At 70.5% G+C, this 19,690-nt stretch carries 19 protein-coding genes, 1 rRNA gene and 1 riboswitch; of the genes, 4 read left to right on the top strand and 16 right to left on the bottom strand.

Features of this window, described 5'->3' with window-relative positions; translation table 11 throughout:
* The 8 genes from E1264_RS24075 to E1264_RS24110 form a co-directional block, all read right to left on the bottom strand.
* Positions 1–79, bottom strand: a 16S ribosomal RNA gene (locus tag E1264_RS24075); the annotation flags it as partial.
* Positions 80–808: 729 nt separating this feature from the next.
* Positions 809–1,165 (bottom strand): hypothetical protein, encoded by a 357-nt coding sequence (locus E1264_RS24080; protein WP_132177242.1) that lies wholly within the window; start codon positions 1,163–1,165, stop codon positions 809–811.
* A 77-nt stretch (positions 1,166–1,242) separates the two neighbouring features.
* Positions 1,243–1,830 (bottom strand): phospholipid scramblase-related protein, encoded by a 588-nt coding sequence (locus E1264_RS24085; protein ID WP_132177244.1) that lies wholly within the window; start codon positions 1,828–1,830, stop codon positions 1,243–1,245.
* Between the two features lie 334 nt (positions 1,831–2,164).
* Positions 2,165–2,773 (bottom strand): phospholipid scramblase-related protein, encoded by a 609-nt coding sequence (locus E1264_RS24090; protein ID WP_165964342.1) that lies wholly within the window; start codon positions 2,771–2,773, stop codon positions 2,165–2,167.
* Between the two features lie 216 nt (positions 2,774–2,989).
* On the bottom strand, positions 2,990–4,618 hold the full coding sequence (gene groL / locus E1264_RS24095) for a chaperonin GroEL (RefSeq protein ID WP_132177248.1): 1,629 nt from the start codon (positions 4,616–4,618) through the stop codon (positions 2,990–2,992).
* A 609-nt stretch (positions 4,619–5,227) separates the two neighbouring features.
* On the bottom strand, positions 5,228–5,506 hold the full coding sequence (locus E1264_RS24100; protein ID WP_132177250.1) for a MoaD/ThiS family protein: 279 nt from the start codon (positions 5,504–5,506) through the stop codon (positions 5,228–5,230).
* 11 nt (positions 5,507–5,517) lie between these two features.
* Positions 5,518–6,762 carry a threonine synthase gene (thrC, locus tag E1264_RS24105; RefSeq protein WP_132177252.1) on the bottom strand — a complete coding sequence of 415 codons (1,245 nt, stop codon included), beginning with the start codon at positions 6,760–6,762 and terminating at the stop codon, positions 5,518–5,520.
* Between the two features lie 16 nt (positions 6,763–6,778).
* Positions 6,779–6,920: riboswitch (SAM riboswitch) on the bottom strand.
* A 95-nt stretch (positions 6,921–7,015) separates the two neighbouring features.
* The gene (locus E1264_RS24110) at positions 7,016–7,963 is read right to left on the bottom strand and encodes a cation diffusion facilitator family transporter (RefSeq protein WP_132177254.1); all 948 of its coding nucleotides are present in this window, start codon (positions 7,961–7,963) and stop codon (positions 7,016–7,018) included.
* Between the two features lie 109 nt (positions 7,964–8,072).
* On the opposite strand from E1264_RS24110, the gene E1264_RS24115 reads away from it, so the two are divergent.
* The gene (locus E1264_RS24115; RefSeq protein WP_132177256.1) at positions 8,073–9,509 is read left to right on the top strand and encodes a trehalose-6-phosphate synthase; all 1,437 of its coding nucleotides are present in this window, start codon (positions 8,073–8,075) and stop codon (positions 9,507–9,509) included.
* Between the two features lie 6 nt (positions 9,510–9,515).
* Here the strand turns inward: E1264_RS24115 and E1264_RS24120 are convergent, their stop codons facing one another.
* The gene (locus E1264_RS24120; RefSeq protein WP_243711135.1) at positions 9,516–10,535 is read right to left on the bottom strand and encodes a sulfotransferase; all 1,020 of its coding nucleotides are present in this window, start codon (positions 10,533–10,535) and stop codon (positions 9,516–9,518) included.
* Positions 10,536–10,702: 167 nt separating this feature from the next.
* Positions 10,703–11,254 carry an RNA polymerase sigma factor gene (locus E1264_RS24125; protein WP_132177260.1) on the bottom strand — a complete coding sequence of 184 codons (552 nt, stop codon included), beginning with the start codon at positions 11,252–11,254 and terminating at the stop codon, positions 10,703–10,705.
* Positions 11,255–11,306: 52 nt separating this feature from the next.
* Here E1264_RS24125 and E1264_RS46010 point away from each other — a divergent pair, with 52 nt between their 5' ends.
* Together E1264_RS46010 and E1264_RS24135 are read left to right on the top strand one after the other, a co-directional pair.
* Positions 11,307–13,553, top strand: a complete 2,247-nt coding sequence (locus E1264_RS46010) for a serine/threonine-protein kinase (protein ID WP_279491295.1) — start codon at positions 11,307–11,309, stop codon at positions 13,551–13,553.
* A 189-nt stretch (positions 13,554–13,742) separates the two neighbouring features.
* Positions 13,743–14,348 (top strand): PadR family transcriptional regulator, encoded by a 606-nt coding sequence (locus E1264_RS24135; RefSeq protein WP_132177264.1) that lies wholly within the window; start codon positions 13,743–13,745, stop codon positions 14,346–14,348.
* Positions 14,349–14,474: 126 nt separating this feature from the next.
* On the opposite strand, the gene E1264_RS24140 is transcribed toward E1264_RS24135, so the two are convergent.
* The 3 genes from E1264_RS24140 to E1264_RS24150 form a co-directional block, all read right to left on the bottom strand.
* On the bottom strand, positions 14,475–15,461 hold the full coding sequence (locus tag E1264_RS24140) for a hypothetical protein (protein WP_132177266.1): 987 nt from the start codon (positions 15,459–15,461) through the stop codon (positions 14,475–14,477).
* A gap of 255 nt (positions 15,462–15,716) precedes the next feature.
* Positions 15,717–16,526, bottom strand: a complete 810-nt coding sequence (otsB, locus tag E1264_RS24145; RefSeq protein ID WP_132177268.1) for a trehalose-phosphatase — start codon at positions 16,524–16,526, stop codon at positions 15,717–15,719.
* A gap of 196 nt (positions 16,527–16,722) precedes the next feature.
* Positions 16,723–17,046, bottom strand: a complete 324-nt coding sequence (locus tag E1264_RS24150; RefSeq protein WP_207936120.1) for a DUF3263 domain-containing protein — start codon at positions 17,044–17,046, stop codon at positions 16,723–16,725.
* A 333-nt stretch (positions 17,047–17,379) separates the two neighbouring features.
* On the opposite strand from E1264_RS24150, the gene E1264_RS24155 reads away from it, so the two are divergent.
* Entirely contained in the window at positions 17,380–17,991 is a 612-nt protein-coding gene (locus E1264_RS24155) for a MarR family transcriptional regulator (RefSeq protein WP_132177272.1), read from the top strand.
* A 133-nt stretch (positions 17,992–18,124) separates the two neighbouring features.
* Here the strand turns inward: E1264_RS24155 and E1264_RS24160 are convergent, their stop codons facing one another.
* From E1264_RS24160 to E1264_RS43620, 3 genes are all read right to left on the bottom strand, one after another.
* Positions 18,125–18,379, bottom strand: a complete 255-nt coding sequence (locus tag E1264_RS24160; protein WP_132177274.1) for a hypothetical protein — start codon at positions 18,377–18,379, stop codon at positions 18,125–18,127.
* A 189-nt stretch (positions 18,380–18,568) separates the two neighbouring features.
* Positions 18,569–18,865 (bottom strand): hypothetical protein, encoded by a 297-nt coding sequence (locus E1264_RS24165; RefSeq protein ID WP_207936121.1) that lies wholly within the window; start codon positions 18,863–18,865, stop codon positions 18,569–18,571.
* A gap of 158 nt (positions 18,866–19,023) precedes the next feature.
* Positions 19,024–19,690: hypothetical protein (locus E1264_RS43620; RefSeq protein WP_207936122.1), on the bottom strand; the 667-nt coding region annotated here is incomplete at its 5' end.

The raw sequence follows: 19,690 nt of genomic DNA on the forward strand, positions 1-19,690 counted from the left end.
AGGGGCCTTTCCGCTCGACTTGCATGTGTTAAGCACGCCGCCAGCGTTCGTCCTGAGCCAGGATCAAACTCTCCATTAAGGCCACACGACCAGCACGAAGGGGCGAACCTCCACACCGGCCAAACCTTGGAAACAATCCCAGCATCACAACCCCAAAAAGGGGCTGCATTGCCTCAAAGAAATCCCTGACCGCCCCAAAGGACGGCCACGGGGACGACCCAACCCATACAGGCCGGGCCGTTATAAAGGCACTGGCTTTTAACACGCTGTTGAGTTCTCAAGAAACGGACACCCACCGCGCTGGATTCGCTTTCGCGTTTCCCGCTCCGGGGCGACTCGCTTTACTTTACCGGATCCGGCCGAATTGTCAATTCCGGCCTTTTCCGATGCCTCGGTCGTCGCCACTTGCGTGGCTTCTTCCGGGGCGGTGGTCCTATTTCACCAGATTCGGCTCGATTGTCAAAACCGAGCCTTTCCGTCCCACCACGACAGTCCGGACGCGACAGAGCCGCGTCGGCTGATTCGGTGGTGGGTTCCCCTCGGGCCGGCCGCCTACCGGCGTCCGCTACCCCGTGGGGCGAAGTGAACAGTATGCCCCTGAGGTGCGAACGTCAAACCGGCTCGGGCGTTCCGGTGGCGCCGAATCGGCCGGTGCGCTGTCGCGGCTCGGCTCTCGCGGTCGCCCTACCTTGGGTTTTGTCCGATCTTGCCCCGTCCTGTCACCCGATCGAACGCCCGCCGACCCGCCAATGTTTCTTTTTGGCAACGACGGCACCGCACGGGACCACACAGCATCACACAGCACTGTTTACGGCTTGGCCAGGTATCCGCCGATGAAGAGGACCGCTTCGGCCAGGACCCAGAGGAATGCCGCCACGGTCAGAAGGGCGTCCAGCCGGTCGGGCCTCTGCCGCACACCCGGCATCGCCCAGCTCGTCACCGCCACGACGAGGGCGAGAACGGCCACCGGTGCCGAGGCGCGGACCGCATCGTCGAATCCCGCGCTGCAACCCGGGTCGCGCTGCCCGTCCTCGCCGCAGAATGCGGTGGCGCCCCAGCCGCCGAGGGCGGAGAAGGCCCAGAGCAGGCCCAGCACGCAGTTCGCGATCGTCGGAATCGCCGGCGAGATCCACCAGCTGTTCGGACGCCCGGGCGTGGCCTGCACGAATGGAACGTACCTTGCGCCAGCGGGACCCGTGAAGCCCTAACCGGGAGCCCAGGTGCGAGATCGGCGACCGGGCTTCAGGTGATCTCTTTGGCCTCGTGCAGGTTCATGTCCATGACGATCGCCGTCATGACGGCCATGGTCCGCAGCGGTTCGGGAACGGGGTCGAAGATTTCCACGGCGTACTTGTCGGCCGTCGTCAGCAGGTGGGTGGCGAGGCCGGCCCATCTCTTCCGGACGTGCGCGACCTTCGCGCCGTCGGTGTCGGTCACCTCGAAATTGTTCCGGGGCACGTCCACCGAGACGGCACCGATCAGGGTTCCTTCGCCGTCGTAGACGACATAGCGGCGCCCCACCCGTTCGGTGACGAACGAGCCGAAGGCGTCGCCGTCCGGGTTGAGGATCTCGGTGTATTCCCGTCCCCGCTGCTTGTCGACGATCAGGACGGGGTCTCCGTCGGGTGTCGTCAGCACGACGGCCCGGGCATCGAGGTTCGATTTCCCGGCGAACACGCCCCTCATGTCGGCGCGTCCCTGGTCGTCGGTGGAGGCCGCGACGGCGAGGACGATGCCGTCGCCGTCGAGGACCTTGTACCGCGATTTGGCGAACGGGCCCCTCCGAGGCTGTTCGACCTTGAGCACCGAGGAGCTGAACAGTTCGTTCACGCGTTCTCCCGCCTCATCGGCCGCGCAGGAGGCGACCTTCTATTCACCGTTCCGGCGCACCGGCATCCGCGGGTGCGCCTCGCCGTCCAAGCGGCGATCCTGCCAAGCCCGGCCCCTCAGTGGAAGTATTTTCCGTGTCCGGCCAGCCGCGGCGAACGCTGGCCGCCCGGCTGACCTGCGCAGGAGCCGTCGAGTGTGCCGTCGGGGAAAGCGACTTGTGTCCGCCGGAAAGCACCGTCCATGGGGACGTCCGATAAGGGTCGTGCTTTGCACCCCCTGAAACCCGTCGCCCGCCTGCGCGGGCCTGGTGCGGCTTGCCCCCGGTGGTCGAGGGTCATGGGGTAAGGCCGTCCAGGAAGTTCGGGATGTCCTTGCCTTCGTAGAGGATCAGGTCGAGGGCGATCGGTGCCGCTATGACGAGAATGCGCAGCGGGTCGGGCGGGGTGTGGAAGAACGTCACCGCGTACCGGTCCGCGGTGGTGAGCAGTTCTGTCGCCGCGCCTTTCCATTTCTTGTCCACCTGCGCGACGTGGGTTCCGGCGGTGTCGAGCACTTTGAACTTCCGGGCGGTCTTGTTGCCCTCCAGGCGTCCGACGGAATGTTCCGCCGCGTTGAGCAGCTGGTAACGCCATTGGTAGCCGTCCTGCCGGATCGAGCCGTGCAGGGCGCCGTCCGGTGTGCTGATCCAGGACGCGCGGGTGCGCTTCGGGCGTTCGATCACCAGTACCGGTGTGCCCCGGGCGTCCTCGACCTGGACGGTCCGCCGGTCATCGCCGTCGAGCATCACCGCCCGCCACGCCTGGCGCCGGAGCGACACGGCGCGCTCTTCCGCCTTGGCCACCAGGACGCCGCCCGCGTCGAACACCTTGTACTGGGACTTCGCGGAGGGGACGCGGCGCGGCTGCTCGATCCTGAGCACGGGAGAACTGAAGAGATCGCTCACATGTCCCCTTAACGCTGTCCTGCGGCGTGGACGTCCGGTCCGGGCCTGCGCCGCCCCCGGCCCCGGCCGAATGTCCTGATCATCCTTTCTGACGTGCGAGCGTCCGGGCAGGTTCGCATGGCGCGGCGGAAAGCGCGAATGCCGAAGGGACGGCCCGTGCGGGACCGTCCCTTCGGATGCGTGCCGTGTCGGACGCCAGAACCCGATCGAGCAGGATCAGAAGTCCATGCCGCCACCGTCGGGCATGCCGCCCGCGGGGGCCGGGTTCTTCTCCGGCTTCTCGGCGATGACCGCCTCGGTGGTCAGGAACAGCGCGGCGATCGACGACGCGTTCTGCAGCGCGGACCGGGTCACCTTGGCGGGGTCGAGAATTCCCGCGTCGAACATGTTGGTGTACTCGCCGGTCGCGGCGTTGAGGCCCTCACCCGGGGTCAGGTTGCGGACCCGCTCCACCACGACGCCGCCCTCAAGGCCGGCGTTGACGGCGATCTGCTTCAGCGGCTCCTCCAGAGCGCGCTTGACGATGTTCGCGCCGGTGGCCTCGTCGCCCGTGAGCTCCAGCTTGTCGAACGCCTTGGTGCCGGCCTGCAGCAGCGCCACGCCACCACCGGGGACGATGCCCTCCTCGACCGCGGCCTTCGCGTTGCGGACGGCGTCCTCGATGCGGTGCTTGCGCTCCTTGAGCTCCACCTCGGTCGCGGCACCGGCCTTGATCACCGCGACACCGCCCGCGAGCTTGGCCAGGCGCTCCTGGAGCTTCTCGCGGTCGTAGTCGGAGTCGGTGTTGTCGATCTCGGTGCGGATCTGGTTGACCCGGCCGGCGATCTCGTTGGCGTCACCGGCGCCGTCCACGATGGTGGTCTCGTCCTTGGCGATGACGATCTTGCGTGCCCGGCCGAGCATGTCGACCGTGGTGTTCTCCAGCTTGAGGCCGACGTCCTCGCTGATGACCTGGCCGCCGGTCAGCGTGGCGATGTCGCCCAGCATGGCCTTGCGGCGGTCGCCGAAGCCCGGGGCCTTCACGGCCACGGACTTGAAGATCCCGCGGATCTTGTTGACGACCAGCGTGGCCAGGGCCTCGCCCTCGACGTCCTCCGCGATGATCAGCAGCGGCTTGCCGGACTGCATGACGCCCTCGAGGACGGGCAGCAGGTCCTTGTTCGCCGACACCTTGCCCTGAACGATCAGGATGTACGGGTCTTCGAGGACCGCCTCCATCCGCTCGGGGTCGGTCACGAAGTAGTGCGAGATGTAGCCCTTGTCGAAGCGCATCCCCTCGGTGAGCTCGAGCTCCAGACCGAAGGTCTGGCTCTCCTCGACCGTGATGACGCCTTCCTTGCCGACCTTGTCCATCGCCTCGGCGATCATCTCGCCGATCTGCGGGTCGCCGGCGGAGATGGAGGCCGTGGAGGCGATCTGCTCCTTGGTCTCCACGTCCTTGGCGAGCTTGGACAGCTCCTCGCTCACCCGCTCGACCGCGGACTCGATGCCGCGCTTCAGCGACATCGGGTTCGCACCGGCCGCCACGTTCCGCAGCCCCTCGCGCACCAGCGCCTGGGCCAGGACGGTGGCGGTGGTCGTGCCGTCACCCGCGACGTCATCGGTCTTCTTGGCGACCTCCTTGACGAGCTCCGCGCCGATCTTCTCCCACGGGTCCTCGAGCTCGATCTCCTTGGCGATCGACACACCGTCGTTCGTGATCGTGGGGGCGCCCCACTTCTTCTCCAGCACGACGTTGCGGCCCTTGGGACCAAGGGTCACCTTGACGGCGTCGGCGAGCTGGTTCATGCCGCGCTCAAGACCGCGGCGGGCCTCCTCGTCGAACGCGATCATCTTTGCAGCCATAGGCTCCAGTCCTCCCGGAACAAGGTGGCTTAGACGGATCGAGCCGACGCCCGCGACGGACGGCCCCCGCCGACGACTGCCATTCCGCCGCCGAACTGAGGCCTCATCGCCCCGACCCAGACTGTGAAGTTGTCACTCCCCACAGCAGAGTGCCAACCGTTTTTTAGCACTCTACCCTGCCGAGTGCAAGCAACGCGCATCCTCGCCCCCGGAACCCTCACCGGGATGCTCCAAGCCGGTCCTACCTGCGCCGGAGCCCGCTCGGGGACGTCAGGGGCGTGCGGCTGTGATCCACAGTGCGCGGTCGTCCGCCGGTAACCGCGGAACAGTCGCGGAACGCGGACCCCGGGCTGATCTCCTCGTCGCCGTCGATGCAGTGAGCATATGTGCTCTGGAGCATGGCCATCGAGTGCCCGGCGCGGGCGGCCCGTTGGCCGCCGGCACCCCGCCGTTGAACCAAAGCGACAGGCATGGAACGACCGGCCATCTTCGGCCGTGCCTCCCACTCGCGAACGGCGGTGTAGTCCTCGTGCCTGCGGTACAAGCCCATCTAGGTGTAGTCGGCTCTCCCGGCCCCGGGGCGCGTGTGCCGGGGCCGGGTTCCGGGGGTCAGCCGCCGGCTACGGCGGGGATTATCGAGACCTGGGCGCCGTCGGGGGTCGGAGTGTCCAGGCCGTCGGCGAAGCGGACGTCCTCGTCGCCGACGTAGACGTTGACGAAGCGGCGGATCTTGCCGGCGTCGTCCAGGATGCGGGCGGAGATGCCGGTGTAGCTGGCCTCCAGGTCGGCGACGACCGCGCGCAGGGTGGCGCCCTCGGCCTTCACCTCCGACTCGCCGCCGGTGTAGGTCCGCAGGATCGTCGGGATACGGACGGACACGCTGCTCATGGTGCTCCTTTTCAGGCGAGGCCCGCGGCGCGGAACGCTTCCAGGGACGGGGCGATGTTCGCGGACGGTGCGACGACGGGTGCGACGGCGTCCAGGGTCTTCAGGCCGTCCCCGGAGTTGATGATCACGGTTTCGGCGGACGGGTCGAGGGCGCCGGAGGCGATGAGCTTGCGGAGGGTCGCGACGGTGACGCCGCCCGCGGTCTCGCCGAAGATGCCCTCGGTGCGGGCGAGGAGGCGGATGCCCTCGACCACTTCGTCGTCGGTGACGTCCTCGACGGCGCCGTTGGTGCGGCGGGTGACGTCCAGGACGTACGGGCCGTCGGCGGGGTTGCCGATGGCGAGGGACTTCGCGATCGTGTCGGGCTTCACCGGGCGGATCACGTCGTGGCCCGCCTTGAAGGCGTCGGCGACCGGGGCGCAGCCGGTGGCCTGGGCGCCGAAGACCCGGTACGGCTTGTCCTCGACGAGGTTCAGCTTGATCAGTTCCTGGAACGCCTTGTCGATCTTGGTGAGCTGGGAGCCGGACGCGACCGGGACGACGATCTGGTCCGGCAGCCGCCAGCCGAGCTGCTCGGCGATCTCGTAGCCGAGGGTCTTGGAGCCCTCCGCGTAGTAGGGCCGGACGTTGACGTTGACGAACGCCCAGTCGTCCTGCTCCCCGGCGATCTCGGAGGCGAGGCGGTTGACGTCGTCGTAGTTGCCGTCGACCGTGACGAACGTCCCGCCGTAAACGGCCGTTGTGATGATCTTCTGCGCTTCGAGGTTCGAGGGGACGAACACGGCGCTGCGGATCCCGGCGCGGGCCGCGGCCGCGGCGACGGCGTTGGCGAGGTTGCCGGTGGACGGGCAGGCCAGCACCTTGAAGCCGAGCTCGCGGGCGGCGGCGAGCGCCACGGCGACGACGCGGTCCTTGAACGAGTGGGTCGGGTTGCCGCTGTCGTCCTTCACCCACAGGCTCTGCAGGCCGAGGCTCTCGGCGAGGTTGTCGGCGCGGACCAGGCGGGTGAAGCCGGGCTCGGTGTTGGGCGTGTCCGTGATCGCGGACGGGACGGGCAGCAGGCCCCGGTAGCGCCAGATGTTGCGCGGGCCGGACTCGATGCTCGCGCGGGTCACGGCCCCGAAGTCGTAGGCGATCTCCAGGGGGCCGAAACACTCTTCGCAGGCGTAGTGAGGCCCGAGGTCGCGGGACGCACCGCATTCGCGGCAGATGAGGCCGGTGGCCGGTCCGAGGTCCGTGGCAGGCGTGATGGCCATGAGTGCGAGGCCTTTCTTCCCATCTTTCCTGCGCCACCTTGGTCGCAGGCCGGAGTTGGCACCATCTCCCGGCCGGCCTCGCAGGATCGCGAGCGCGCCTGAGCCGGGTGGTTGCCGGGGCTTCGTCGGGCCGATCCCTCCACCCCTCTGGATGAGCGATATTCAGTTGTGAACCGCGAGCGCTTAGTGCTCGTATGCGTGACTTTACCTGATCTGACCGGATGCAAGACAGGCGGGTCCGTCGGGTGAGACGTTACCCGGCCGCCTTCTTGATCACGCGCGCGTCGGGGTGCTGGGTCGGGTCCAGGAACACGTGGCGGACGGCCGGAATCCGCTCCCTGAGCCGCCGGTCGATGGCGCCGGCGACGTCCTCGGCCTCGTCGGCGCTGATGTCGTCGGAGAAGTGGACCTTGGCGGCGACGAGGATTTGCTCCGGGCCGAAGTGCATGGTCAGCAGCTCGCCCACGCCGGTCACGCCGGGGGCGCCGGTGATCTCGTCGCGGATGCGGCGCTGCTCGGCGGGGTCGGCGGCGCGGCCGATGAGCAGGCCCACGCTCTCGCGTCCGATCGAGAACGCCAGCCCGGCGAGGAGCACGCCGATCAGGACGGACGCGAGACCGTCCCAGAGGTCGGAGCCGGTGATCTCGCGGAGCGTCAGCCCGGCGGCGGCGAGCGCGAGGCCGATCATCGCGGCCGTGTCCTCGAACAGCGCGGTCTTGAACGTGACGTCGGGCGAGCGGCGGACGTGGTCGACGAGGTCGCGGCCGTTGTCCCGGGTCTCCTTGCGCGCCTGGTGGTAGGCGCGGAACCAGGACGTCCCTTCCAGGACGAAGGCGAGCGCGAGGACGGCGTAGGCCAGCCACACGCTCGTCCCGGTGCCGCCGTTGCCCGTCATGGTCAGGATGCCCTCGAAGACGGAGAACCCGGCACCGGCGATGAAGATCCCGAACGCGGCGAGCAGCGACCAGACGTACCGCTCGTTGCCGTAGCCGAACGGGTGGCGCCGGTCGGGTGGACGCTCGCTGCGCCGCAGGGAGGCGAGGAGGAAGCTCTGGTTGAGGGTGTCCGCCACGGAGTGCGCGCCTTCCGCGAGCATCGCGCTGGACCCGGCCAGGAGCCCGGCGATGAGCTTGGTGATCGCGAGGATGAGGTTCGCCGCACCGGCGACGAGTACGGTCTTCGTCGTCTCGGCCCTACTCATTTCGGGGCGGGTACCCGGCGCTTTGCGCGCTAACCGCCGTATGGGGGCGGGCGCGGGTGATGTGCGGGTCGCTTTGAAGGGGCTCTCCGTCAACTGAGACCCTGCCGGTATGACCCAAGTGCTGGTGGCGTCCAACCGTGGCCCGGTGTCGTTCTCGCTGTCAGAGGACGGGGAGCTCACAATGCGGCGTGGGGGCGGCGGGCTCGTGTCCGGGCTCGCCGCCGTCACGGGGACGGACGCCTCCGTGTTGTGGGTCTGTGCGGGTCTCGGGGACGCCGACCGGGTCGCGGCCCGGCGGTCACCGGACGGGCGTCTCGATCTCGCGGGATACGAGACGGGCGGCGCGGCCGTGCGGATGCTGGAGATCCCCGAAGGGACGTTCCAACGCGCCTACAACTCCGTGGCCAATTCGACGCTGTGGTTCGTCCACCATCTGCTGTACGACACACCGCGCAGCCCGCATTTCGACGCCCGCACCCGCCGCGACTGGCAGTCCTACGAGGCGTACAACGCGGCGTTCGCGGACGCTCTGGCGCGTGACGCCGCGCCTGGGGCGAAGGTCGCGATCCAGGACTACCACCTGTCGCTGGCACCGCGGATGCTCCGCGACCGGCGCCCGGACCTGAAAATCGTGCACTTCTCCCACACGCCGTGGGCGCCGCCCGAGTATTTCCGGCTGCTCCCGGACGACATCGGCTCGCAGGTTCTTCTGGGGATACTCGGGGCCGACCATGCCGGGTTTCTCACCGAACGGTGGGCGTCGGCGTTTCTCGACTGCTGCGAGATGCTGCCGGGCGCGCGCGTCGACCGTGCGGCCCGGACCGTCACCTGTTCGGGGCACGTCACGCGTGTGGGCGTGCATGGGCTCGGCGTCGACGGGGCGGCGTTGCGCCAACGCGCCGCCGAACAGGACGTCGCGCAGCGGGCGCGCGCGCTGAGCGAGCAGGTGGGCGACCGCCAACTCATCGTGCGCGTCGACCGGACGGAGCTCTCCAAGAACATCGTGCGCGGGCTCGCCGCCTACCGCGAGCTGCTCGTCAACCATCCCGAGTGGCGCGGACGCGTGGTGCATCTGGCGTTCGCCTACCCGTCCCGCTACGACCTGCCCGAGTACCGGGAGTACACGGCGGCCGTCGAGCGGACGGCCGAGCAGATCGTCGAGGAGTTCGGCACGGCGGACTGGAACCCGCTGATTCTGCAGGTGAACGACGACTATCCGCGTTCGCTCGCCGCCTACCGCCTCGCCGACGTGCTGCTCGTCAACCCGATCAGGGACGGGATGAACCTGGTCGCGAAGGAGGGACCGGTGCTGTCGGAACGCGGGTGCGCGCTCGTCCTGTCCAGGGAGGCGGGCGCCGCGGCGGAGCTGGGCGAGGACGCGCTGACGGTCAACCCGTTCGACGTTTCCCAGACCGCCGAGACCCTGCACCACGCCTTGCTGATGCCGCGGGACGAACGGTCCGAGCGGTGCGGCCGTCTCGCCGCGGCCGCGACCGCCCTCCCGCCGCAGCGCTGGTTCGCCGACCAGCTCGCCGCCCTCGACTGACGGACATCAGGAGGTGTGCGCGGGGGCCGGGGTCAGGAGGCATTCGACCGGGTTCGGTTCGTGGTGCTGCTTCCAGCGTTCGCGCAGCGCGGCCTTGCGCTGGGCCATGCGGCGGTGCGCGCTGACCTTGGCGAAGCGGGTGAGCTGGGACGTGGACGGCTTGGGCAGGCCGCTCGGCTCGTAGCCGTACTCGGCGAGCCGCTCGCCGAACGCGGCCTCCGCCAGGCTGATCTGCCAGGAGTCGAGGCGCTGCGCCCAGGCTCCGACGCGGCTGGTGGTGACGGCGTCCTTGGTCCGTCCGTGCCACTTCTTGCGCGGCGAGACGGTCTCCTTCGCTACGCCGCCGGGATGCGTCATCGCCGGGTCGAACTCCTCGCCGAGGAACCCGCAGAGCCTGGCCAGCTCGTCGGCCGGGTCGGCGACCAGACGCTCGTACTGCAACTCGTAGTAGGCGTCGGAGCCGAGGCGCGCGGACAGGCGGCGGCCGTGGTCGATGGCCTCCCGCCAGACGCAGACGGCGTGGTGAAAGTCCTGGCCGTACCAGGGCATCTCCTGGAGCGAGGCGACGCAGTCCCGGCCGTCGCGGATGAGGTGGACGAACTGCGCGTCCGGGAACATCCGCAGCAGCGCGTCGGCGTGCCGGAAGTAGCTCGGACGCTTGTCGCCCCAGCGCGGCTTGCCGAACCGGCGCGCGTACGCGCGGAGCACGACACCGAGCGCCGAGCCCAGCGTGGGCGGCGCGGCGACGATCTCGTCGGCGACCTCGGCGGCGTCCAGGCCGAGCGCGTGGAACTTGGTCGTCCTGTCACCGGTGATCCAGTCCGCGAGCGCCCGTCTGTTCTCCCTGACCTCCAGGTCACCGAATTCGCACCTGGCCGTATAGGCGGGGAGGAGGAACTTCGTCTCCACCGGGATCGCGACGCGGGGATGCGAGTGCAGCATCAGCTGGAGCAGCGTCGTCCCCGAGCGCGGGCACCCGAAGACGAAGATCGGACGGTCGGGGCGAGGGTCCGGGCCTGATGACATGCACGGCATGGTGGCTCAGACCCCCGGCCCGGGGCCTGATGATGGGCGCACCGTTGCCGTCCGATTGCCGACGTTTGACGGGTCTCGGGTGGCGTGTTCCGCCTGCGACGTGCGTGCACGTCCGGCGTCCGGCGTTCGGCCTCCGTCGTTCGGTGTCCGGTTTCCGGTCAGCTGTAGGAGTCGCCCAGGGTCTGCCTGACCTGCTTGCGCGCCTCGTGGATGCGGGACTTGACCGTGCCGAGCGGCAGCCCGAGCTGTTCGGCGATCTCCGCGTACTCCAGCTGGGACACGTCGCGCAGGACGAGGGCCTGGATGAGGTCGGGCTTGCGGGCCTCGAGGTCTTCCATGGCGTCCAGGATGTCGACGCGGGAACCGGCGATGACGCTGGTCCGGCGGGGGTCCGGGCGCTGCTGCGGGAGTTCGCCCGCCTGCTCCACCGAGCGGCGCTTCAGCGACCGGTAGGTGGAGCGGGCGGAGTTGGCGACGACGACGTGCAGCCACGTGCTGAACCTCGACCGGCCCTCGAACCGGCGGATGTTCCGTGCGACCTGGAGCAACGCGTCCTGGCACGCTTCTTCGGCGTCCTGCCGGCAGGGCAGGAAGCGCGAGCTGTGCCGCAGCACGTCAGGCTCGATCTTGCGGAGGAGCTCGTTGAGGGCGCCCTGGTCGCCCGCCGCGGCCTTGACCGCCAGCTCCTCGGTCCTCTCGTCGAATGCCATGCCGCCTCAATGCTTGTTCGCACACTCACCCCGTTGTTGGGATGATACGGGAGTGTCTTTCCCACCATCAGTAGGCCGTTACCGGATCGAACGCGTCCTGGGTTCGGGGGCGTTCGCCTCTGTATGGCTGGGGCACGACGACGCCCTGGACTCCCAGGTGGCCATAAAGGTCCTGTCCGGAAGCCTGATCGACGATCTCGATGTGCGCAACCGTTTCCTTGAGGAGGCCCGCATCCTGCGCCGCGCCGACTCTGAGCGGCTGGTCCGGGTGCACGACATCGGGGAGCTGCCGGACGGACGGCCCTACTTCGTGATGTCGTACGCGGACCGCGGAACGCTCGGCGACCGCATGCGTGAGCGGCCACTTCCGGTCAGCGAGGCGGTCCTGCTCGCGGAGGAGATCGCGTACGGCGTCGAGGTGATCAACACACTGGGCGTGATCCACCGCGATCTGAAGCCGTCCAACGTGCTGTTCCAGTCGACGCCGGACGGCGGCGAGAAGCTGCTGATCGCCGACCTCGGGCTGGCGAAGGCGCTCGCGCACGCGTCCGGGGCGTTCACGCTGCCGGTCGGGACGCCCGGATACATGTCGCCGGAGCAGGCCCGGTTCGGCGGCGGCCTGGACGTCCGCGCCGACGTGTACGGGCTCGGCGCGCTGACGTACCACATGCTCACCGGGCGGGCACCGGGCCCGGCACCGGTCAAGACGCCGCCGAGCGAGCTGCGCGAGGGCGTGACGGCCGCGTTCGACCAGGTGGTCCTGCGCGCCCTGGAGGTCGAGCGGGAGAAGCGGTGGCCGACCGCCGAGGCGTTCGCCGAAGCGCTGTCCACGCTGCGTCCGACGTCCACACCGGCATCGGCCTCGGGGCCGGGAGCCGGAGCCGGGGCGGGTGCGGGAGCCGGGGCCGCGGCCGGCGTGCCTGCGCCGTCGTATGTGCCGCCCGGGCCGCGCATCGACGCGGACGCGACCGTCCAGGACTTTTACCGCGATGGCCAGCGCGTCCGTCCGCCCGCGTCAGCGCAGGCACAGGCACAGGCACCGGGTCAGGCGCAGGGACCTGGGCAGGGGCAAGGGCCTGGGCAGCCGCCGGGACCTGGGCAGGGGCCGGGTGGCGGGCCGCGGGACATGCAGACGCGGTTCGACCAGCCCGCCGGGGACGACGCCCGTACGTCCGAGATGCGCCTCCCGCCCGGTCCGCAGGACGGCGAGCAGACGGTCGTGGACGACCCCAGCGGGCGAGGCACCCCGTTCGGGCAGGGAGAGTCGGCGACGGCTCCCGACAACGGCCGCGCGGGACCGGTACAACCCCCGTATCCCGCGCCGGTTCAGCAGCAGCCTGGGTCCGGGCACGGTGGCGGTGCCGGTGGAACCAGTGACGGCAAAACGGCCGTGTTCCCGATGCAGTCTCCGCAGAACGCCGCGCCGCAGGGCATGCAGCAGCCGATGGGCCCGGGGCCCGCGCCGGGGCCGGGCGGTCCGCAACCCTTCGGAGGCCAGCCGGGCCAGCAGCCTCCGCTGCCTCCCACCGGGTTCCAGGCGCCTCCGGGTCAAGGGCCTGGGCCGGTCCAAGGCCAGGGCCTCGGCCCGGGTCCCGGGGCCGGCACCGGCGGCAAGTCCGGCCTGCTGGGCAGGCTTCGGGGCGGCGGCGGCGCCGGGCAGCCCGGCGGCGGTGGCGCACCGAAGAAGTTCGTCACGCCGCTGATCATCACCGTGGGCGTCCTGCTGGTCGCGCTGATCGGCGGCCTGATCCTCGGTGTGCTCTTCTCCGGCGACGACGGCGGCGACAAGGACAAGAAGAAGGCGACGTCCGAGATACCGAAGGACTTCGTCGCGATCTCCCACGACGCGGGCAAGATCAAGGCCGCCGTGCCGAAGGCCTGGCCGAAGGGGACGGCGGAGTCGACGTGGTCGCCGTCCACCGTCGGCCTCAACGACACCCAGCCGCGCCCGGTGCTCCGCGCGACGCCGAACAAGGCCGCGTTCCTGGGCGACGGCAAGGGGCCGGGGGTCTTCATCGGCGTGACGACGGACATGCGGCCCGGCCAGTTGCCGCCGCCGAGCGTGTCCGCCCACCCGCAGTGCACCAAGGCCGAGCCGGAGAACTACACCACCCCGGACAAGGCCCTCAGCGGGACGATCACGCGCTTCACCGCCTGCAAGGTCGGCACGCCGTCCGTCACCGAGATCGGCCTGCGCGACAAGTCGGGCAAGTTCGGGCTGTGGATCCGCGTCAAGGAGACCGACGACCGCGAGGCGACGAAGGACATCCTCGACAGCCTGAAGGTCACCGGCCCCTGACGCCCTCGACGGCCCTCTGACGGGGCCTTTAACGGGCCACGTTCACCCTCACTGACCTGCCGGTTCGCGGCGGCCTTGGTGCCGTGCGCGCGCTTTGCGCTGCCCTCCTCGACATTCAGTGTTGCATCGCGACCTGTTATCGATATATCGTTAATGCATCGCAACCGATCACTAGCTAAGGAGACTGCGATGCACGAGTACACGACGAGAAGGCGCGGCGGCTTCCGGGGACCCCAGGAGCGCGGGCGCCGCGGAGATCCGTTCGGGGCATGGGGCCCCGGCAACCCGGGCCGCGGGCCCGGCTTCGGTCCCGGGCCCGGCCATCGCGGGCGCGGTGGACGCGGGCGGCGGACCCGGCGCGGGAACGTCCGGGCGGCCCTGCTCGCCCTGCTCGCCGAGCGCGCCATGCACGGCTACGAGATGATCCAGGAGCTGGACGAGCGCACCGGCGGCGTCTGGCGTCCGAGCCCCGGTTCGGTCTACCCGACGCTCCAGATGCTGGAGGACGAGGGCCTGGTCACCAGCCAGGAGGACGGCGGCAAGCGGCTGTTCTCCCTCACGGACGCGGGCCGCGAGGAGGCGTCGGCGCAGACCACCACCCCCTGGGACGAGGTCACCGAGGCCGCCGGCGAGAACGTCATGCGCGGACGCGAGGCCGTCGGTCAGCTGATGGGCGCGCTCCATCAGGTCATGACGGTCGGCAGCGAGGCGCAGAAGGCGCGTGCGCTGGAGGTCGTCAACGACGCCCGCCGCCGCCTCTACGGCATCCTCGCCGACGACCCCGAAGCCGAGTAGGCCATGCACCGGCTGCTGGATGGGCGCGGAACACCGCGAGCCCGCCTCACCCGGAACGCATCCGACAGAACGCGTTGGACCGGAACCGCCGCGGCCTCGATGGTCGCGGCGGTTTCGCGGTTCGCGTCAGCGTGGGAACGGGGCCTGTTTCGCCAGCTGGTCGGCCATGTAGAGCTGCTTCCACACGTACAGGCCCATGTCGTTGAGGGAGGCCTCACGCTGGACGGGAACGTCCACCGTGGCGCGCACCAGGTACGTCGCCCCCGGCGGCATGTACGTGTCGCCGCCCTCGCCGGGAACCGGTTCGCCGCCGGACAGCCGCCGCACGACCCGGCTCTTGGTCGGCGGGGTGCACATGTCCTCGGGCACGCCGGCCTGCGGCATGCAGCGTCCCCGCGCGTCCGGCGCGACGAGGGTGCGCTTGACGAACACGTCACCCGGGAAGTCGAGCAGGACCCTCTGGTTCGTCGGGTTCGTCAGGAGGTACTCGACGTAGGCGGTCGACGTCCCGGACGGCGGTGACTGGAACGTCGTCGCGACACCGTCGGCCACACCGCCGCTCACCGCCGCGATCCTGTATTTGGCGCCGTCGGCCGTCCCGACCTCGATGGCCTTACCGGCGCGGGGCAGCGGCACGTCCGGTCCCCGCGCGCCGGCCGCCGGTCCGGTGGCCGTGCCGTCGTCTCCGGAGCCGCGGGTCAGGACGAGCCCGATCGTGACCAGCCCGGCCAGGACGAGAACACCCGCCGCGACCAGCCCTCCGCGCCGCCCGCCACGTCCGCTGCGTGCGGCGTGTCCACTGCGTGCGGCGTGTCCGGTGCGCCGCACCCCGCTCCGTCCATCACGCCGGGGTGTCGTTCCGCGCCGTGATCGCCCGCGCGATCCGAGCCGCACCTGCACGCCGCTCGTCTCCCAGACGCCCATAGGCCCGGTTCCGGTCATGGACTGCGGCTCGTCCTGCTCGATGTAGGCGTCCCGGGCCTCGGGGACGCTCGCCCACACCTCGTTCCCTCGATGCTCGGGCGGTCCGGGTTCCGGCGGACGGCCGACCACGAACATGTCGTCCGGCTGCGGCTGCGGCCCCTGCCCGTGCGGCGACGGTGGCGATGGCACCGGCGGGGCGGACGGCCCATGAACGATGGGACGGGACGGAGCACCCGGCGGGATCGGCGCCCCCGGCGACGGTTGCCTGATGTCGCCCGGACGGCGCGGGACTCCCGATTCCGTGTCCACCGTCAGCCTCCCCGTGGTCGCGCGCGGTCCCCCGTGAACCACATAAGCCGCTATCCAGCATATTTTGGCTCAATTGGATGAATAGTCCACACGCGCCCCCGAGGTCGCACCGGTCGGAGCGCACCGATGTGCCGGTCAGAGTTCGCCGGCGAGCGTCTCCAGGAGTTCGACGACGCCGGACGGTCCGTCCACCACCAGGTCCGCCCGTTCGGCCAGGGCCGTGACCTCGGTCGATCCGCTGCAGACCAGCACGCCGGGCACGCCCTCCGCGCGCAGCGACTCGACGGCGTCGAACGCGGCGAGATCGCCGAGATCGTCCCCGGCGAACAGGACGGCGGACGGCCGCTCCCCACGGTCGGCGATGAAGGCGCGCAGCGCCATCCCCTTGTCCATGCCGGGCGGGCGCAGTTCGAGGACGAGCCGGCCGGGCTCCAACGCGAGCCCAGTGCGTTCGGCGAGCGCGGCGAGGATGCTCCGCAGCCGTTCAAGCGCGACCTCCGGCTCGGCGCACCGGCGGGTGTGGACGGCGAGCGCCTGCCCCTTGTCCTCGACGAAGGTCTCGGGCGGGGCCCCCGCCGCCGCGAGGACGCCGGGCAGCTTGGCGCGCGCCTCGGCGACGCCGGGCGGCGGCTCCGGCTCGGTCAGGACGCCGGACTCCCAGCGTTCGAGCCCGTACTGGCCGAGGACGACGAGCCCCTCGATGCCCTCGAACCCGCCGTACTCGACGGCCACGGCGGCGGGACGTCCGGTGACGATCACCAGGGCGCCCACCCGTGGAGCGAGCCGCGCCAGCGCCGGTGCCGCGCCCGGATGGGCCCGGGCCGAGGCCGGGTCGGCGACGATCGGCGCGAGCGTGCCGTCGAAGTCGAAGCCGAGCACGGCCCCGGCCGGGGTCTTGCGGATCGCGTCGAGGCCGCCTGTCCCGGCGGCCGTCGTAGGCGTCATGGAGGAGCGGGGAGAGTTCACGGGACCAGTGAACCTTCTTCGCCCGGCGTGTCGCCAGGGACGCGCTGCGCAGGCGCGCCGTCCGAGGACGAGGACGTCACGAACCCCAGGAATGCCGGGACGTCAGGGACGTCAGGACGTCAGGACTTCGGGAAGGTGCGGTGCCGGTCCGGGGAGACGGGCCATCGGGGACGGGTCAGGGGCGGATGCCGAGCCGGCGGGCCGCTCGGCTGCGCTGCCGCTGCGTCCGCATCCGGCGCAGGCGCTTGACGAGCATGGGATCGCACTCCAGCGCCTCGGGTCGGTCGATCAGGATGTTCAGGAGCTGGTAGTACCGCGTCGCCGACATGTCGAACTTCTCGCGGATGGCCTGCTCCTTGGCTCCGGCGTACTTCCACCACTGCCGCTCGAAGGCGAGGATGCGGCGGTCGCGCTCGGAGAGCAGATCGGGGGGGAAGGCGGCGTCGTCCGCGGCGCCTTCGTCATCGGTCACGGGTTGTGCGGCAGGGGCATCGTCCATGCTTCCGTCCTGTGGGGGGACGTCACCGCGGGGGTCACCGGGGGCGTTGGCCGCTCGCATCAGGTCCCCTCTGTGGTTACTGATCCCGGGTCGTCCGGGTTCGGGCGGGTGTCATGTTACGCGTCCGCGCCGACAAGTTCCGGCGGTTCCCGGGGAACGGCGGCCGGTGGTTCAGTGCATCACATCCCTGTTCACCTGCGGATCTTTAACGCCGTGTGTCACAGGACCAACGCCCGTCCCACCAGTCCCTGAACGTGTGCACACTACATGCGTTAGGGTGGGGTTCGCAGCGTCCGGCCCTCCGCCATGACCGGGACGAAACGGAGACCTTCCATGCCGACGGACACCTCCGCTCCCGAAGCCGCCGACCCCGTCCTCGTGGACATCGGAGCGGCGCTGTTCCATCTGCGCCGCGTCTGGGCCAAGCCCGACCTCATGAAGCGGATCCGCGCGCAGACACCCGGTGAGAAGCCGCTGCAGATCTCCAACCTGATGGTGGTGAACGCCGTCGCCGCCCTCACCGCCGCCGTCGAGGAATCCGCCCGCGCGAGCGGCGGAGCCGACCGCGCGGGGGAGCCGGACGCCCCGGCCGGATCGTGCCGCGAGGTCACCGTCGGCGCCGTCGCGGAGCGGCTGGAGATCGACCCGTCCACGGCGAGCCGGCTGGTGGGCCACGCCATCGACGCCGGGCTGCTGTCGCGGCGCCCCTCGCCCGTCGACGCGCGCCGCGCCAACCTCGGTCTGACCGAGGCCGGACGCCGCGTCAAGCAGGTCGCCGACCGGTTCCGCCGCGCCTACCTCGACGAGCTCATGACCGGCTGGTCGGCGGACGAGCGGACCGAGTTCGCCCGGCTCCTCACCCGCTTCGCGGACGCGGCCGTCCGAGTACCCCGGTACTCGGACGGCATCGACGAGATCTTCAAGGAAGCCGGCGCCACCGACTAGCCCACCGATCGCCATCACGACCCCGGACACGATCGCCCCGCCGACCTCGGTGAAGGCCGGGCTCGTGATGGCCGTCGCCACAACCACCGCCACGCCGCCGGACGCCACGCCGCTGAACGTCACCTCGCCAGCGTCACCTCGCGCCGCCTACTCGCGCCGCCTCACTGGGCCTCACGTCGCCGGGCGTCTCCTCACCGGGTCTCACATCGCGGGGCCTCACGTCGCCGGCCGCCGCCTCGCCAGGCGCCGCCTCGCTGAGCGTCGCCTCACCCGGCCTCACGACGGCGGGTATCACCTCGCTGAGCGTCGCCTCGGCGGGCATCACTTCGGCGGGCGTCGGCTCGGCGGGCGTTGTCGGTTCGCCGGACGCCACCTCGCCGGACGCCACCCTCGCCGGGCGACACCTCACCGGTCGCCGCCTCGCTGAGCATCGCCTCGCCGGGCATCATGTCGGTGGGCGTCGGCTCGGCGGGGGTTGTCGGTGATGTCGTGAGGCCGGTAACCGCTGTCGTCGCGACGTTGGGCGTCGCGGGCGTCGCGGTGCCGGCCTCTGGTTGGTGGGTTCGATTCCGCCGGGTCAGCTGCCGTTGCGGAGTGTGGAGCTGCGCATGAGGTACTCGTCCTCGTCGATCTCGCCGCGGGCGAACCGCTCGGCCAGCACCGACTGCGCCTTGGCCAGCGGGTCGGCCGCCGCCTTGGCCGCCGTGGCGGTGCTGTTCATCCGGCGGCGGATCAGGTAGAACGCCGTCCCCAGCACGGCCAGCCAGAACAGCCCGAACGTGATCGGGAACACCGGCCAGAAGGCCGGGGCGTCCCCGCCGTCGTTCCAGGGGCCGCCGCCCGGGTGCATCGCCGTCGTCATCTGTGTCGCCAACGTCGTCAACATGGTTCATCGACCCTTCCTGTGGTGTTCGGATGAGTCGATGCTCGGCGACCGGTACGGGGGCGTGCATCGTCTGGCCGGAGGCACCCGCGATACGCCCGGCGTAGTACCGCGGGCCGTGCTCCTTCACCCGCGGAGTGCCCGCGGGCTCACCACCAGGGCGACCCGTTGTCCTCGTCGTCGGAGGTGGGTGAGCGCCGCGAGTGCCGTCCACGCGGCTCGTCCACCGGCCAGTCCGGCGGGTCGGCCGGGTCCATCGGCCGGGCGGGGCCGAACAGCGGCTCGTCTTCGGCCGGTACGGCGGGGAAGGCGCCGGTCGGATCCTCGTCTCCGGGGCGTACGGCCGGGGAGTCGTCCGGCGGGACGGCGGGGAAGGGAGCTGTGAAGTTGCCGTCAGCGGCCGGTTCCTGGTCGTCGAGCGAGCCGCGGCGGAACGCCTCCCATTCGTCGTCGGGGGCGAAGTCACCGCCTTTGGGCGAGCCGTTGAGGTCGAACCCGTTGAGACCAGTGCCGTTGGTGCCGTTCGTTCCGTTAAGGGCGGTGCCGTTGCTTCCGTTCAGGTGCGCGCCGTTGTGGCCGTTGGCGGTGTGGCTCGTGGGGCCGCCCGCCACGAACTCGCCCGGGTCGAACGGACGCAGCTCGCTCGGCAGGATCGGCGGCTCCTTCAGCGGGGGCTCGTCGAAGCCGGACGGGCCGTCCGAGTCCCACGAGTCCGTGTCCCACGACGCGTTGTCCCAGGACGAGGTTTCCGTGTCCCAGGACGAGGATTCGGTGCCCCAGGAGAGGGAGCCCCACGAGCCGTCCACGGGATCGGAC

This window comes from Actinomadura sp. KC216, from assembly GCF_004348535.1.
Taxonomy (GTDB): domain Bacteria; phylum Actinomycetota; class Actinomycetes; order Streptosporangiales; family Streptosporangiaceae; genus Spirillospora.

Excerpts from the sequence above, each read along its gene's own strand:
- E1264_RS24150 (WP_207936120.1), bottom strand. The coding sequence starts at position 17,046 with ATGGACGATGCCCCTGCCGCACAACCCGTGACCGATGACGAAGGCGCC.
- otsB (WP_132177268.1), bottom strand. The coding sequence starts at position 16,526 with ATGACGCCTACGACGGCCGCCGGGACAGGCGGCCTCGACGCGATCCGC.
- thrC (WP_132177252.1), bottom strand. The coding sequence starts at position 6,762 with ATGGCCATCACGCCTGCCACGGACCTCGGACCGGCCACCGGCCTCATC.
- E1264_RS24110 (WP_132177254.1), bottom strand. The coding sequence starts at position 7,963 with ATGAGTAGGGCCGAGACGACGAAGACCGTACTCGTCGCCGGTGCGGCG.
- E1264_RS24155 (WP_132177272.1), top strand. The coding sequence starts at position 17,380 with ATGCCGACGGACACCTCCGCTCCCGAAGCCGCCGACCCCGTCCTCGTG.
- E1264_RS24100 (WP_132177250.1), bottom strand. The coding sequence starts at position 5,506 with ATGAGCAGCGTGTCCGTCCGTATCCCGACGATCCTGCGGACCTACACC.
- groL (WP_132177248.1), bottom strand. The coding sequence starts at position 4,618 with ATGGCTGCAAAGATGATCGCGTTCGACGAGGAGGCCCGCCGCGGTCTT.
- E1264_RS24135 (WP_132177264.1), top strand. The coding sequence starts at position 13,743 with ATGCACGAGTACACGACGAGAAGGCGCGGCGGCTTCCGGGGACCCCAG.
- E1264_RS24120 (WP_243711135.1), bottom strand. The coding sequence starts at position 10,535 with ATGTCATCAGGCCCGGACCCTCGCCCCGACCGTCCGATCTTCGTCTTC.
- E1264_RS24125 (WP_132177260.1), bottom strand. The coding sequence starts at position 11,254 with ATGGCATTCGACGAGAGGACCGAGGAGCTGGCGGTCAAGGCCGCGGCG.
- E1264_RS24115 (WP_132177256.1), top strand. The coding sequence starts at position 8,073 with ATGACCCAAGTGCTGGTGGCGTCCAACCGTGGCCCGGTGTCGTTCTCG.